Source organism: Staphylococcus sp. HMSC072B07 (assembly GCF_001815505.1).
Classification (GTDB): domain Bacteria; phylum Bacillota; class Bacilli; order Staphylococcales; family Staphylococcaceae; genus Staphylococcus; species Staphylococcus simulans.
Window position 1 is genome coordinate 1 of sequence record NZ_KV820895.1, and the last position, 1,516, is coordinate 1,516.

Genomic DNA, 1,516 nt, shown 5'->3' on the forward strand with positions numbered 1-1,516 from the left:
CAGACTGTCGACAAAGTCCTACGGACTTGTCGGCATTTTTTATTTTTTAACATTTTACATAATAACCTTTTCCCCATTTCTTGTATAATGATAGTAATAAGATAATGAGGTGATAGTATGCTAAATAAATCTTCTAATAACAGAGAACAACTTGAAATGATTTCAATATCTCAATTAGTTCCTGATGATCACTTGTTACGTAAAGTTGAAAAAGTATTAGATCTTAACTTTGTTTATGATTTAGTGAAAGATAAATATTGCTTAGATAATGGCAGACCCTCTATTGACCCTGTAATTTTAGTAAAAATCCTTCTGATTCAAAAATTATTCGGCATTAAATCTATGAGACAAACTATAAAAGAAATTCACACTAATGTAGCGTACCGATGGTACTTAGGTTATGGATTCTTTGATAAAGTTCCTCATTTTGGTACTTTTAGCAAAAACTACACCCGCCGATTTTATGATAATAAGTTATTTGAAGAAATCTTCCAACACATCTTAAAAATTGCTTTTGAAAACAACCTTATTAATACCGAACAAATTTTTATCGATTCAACTCATATTAAAGCCAATGCTAATAAAAATAAATACATTAAGAAAGTTGTTCAAATTGAAGCCAAAGCATACCAAAAAGAATTGGATGATGAAGTAAATCTTCTAAGAAAAGCCGATGGAAAAAAGCCTATAAAAAAGAAAAAGGAAGCGAAAACTAAATATATAAAAGAAAGCAAAACTGATCCAGAGTCTGGTTATTATGTAAAGAGCGAGAGAGAAAAGCAATTTGCCTATTCGCTACATGCATGTGTCGATAGACACGGCTTCATTTTAGATTCACACGTCACTCCAGGAAATATCCATGATAGTACGCAATTGAAACCTATGATAGAAAGAATGGAGAAAGCAGGTTTAAAAGCGAGATATGTAGCAGTCGATTCTGGATATAAAACTCCAGCTAATGCACACTATCTTATTGAAAAATTAATGATACCTGTGATGCCGTATACTCGACCAAAAGGAAAAGAAGGTTTCTTCAAAATTCGCGATTTCATCTACGATGAATATTATGATAGCTATATCTGTCCTAATGATGAGTTTTTAACTTACAAAAGAACAATGCCAACTGGGCACAGACTATATATGTCAAACTCTGACACATGTCGTGAATGCCCACTATTGAACAAATGCACTGAAAATAAACAGTGTCAAAAACAAATCCAAAGGCACGTATGGCAAGATGATTTAGATATAGTTGAAGATTTAAGGTTTATGGATTCAATTAAAAAAATATATAAAATGAGAAGCCAAACAATAGAAAGACGATTTGGTGACGCTAAAGAGCAACATGGTATGAGATGGACACGTTTCCGCAGTTTAGAAAAGGTGACAATGGATACGATGTTTACTTGTGCTGCGATGAATTTGAAAAAAGTATCTATGTGGCTTACATAAGAGTCCGTGAGGACTTCTATTATAAAGATTTTTATACATATTTTCGAAAATTTCATAAAAAAAA

Annotated in this window: 1 protein-coding gene; it reads left to right on the forward strand. The window is 31.9% G+C overall.

Translation table 11 applies throughout. From position 1 onward, the window contains the following. Nucleotides 1–117 precede the first annotated feature (117 nt). Complete coding sequence (locus HMPREF3031_RS00060) at nucleotides 118–1,452, forward strand: IS1182 family transposase (protein WP_002479755.1); 1,335 nt, start codon at nucleotides 118–120, stop codon at nucleotides 1,450–1,452. Nucleotides 1,453–1,516: the final 64 nt, after the last annotated feature.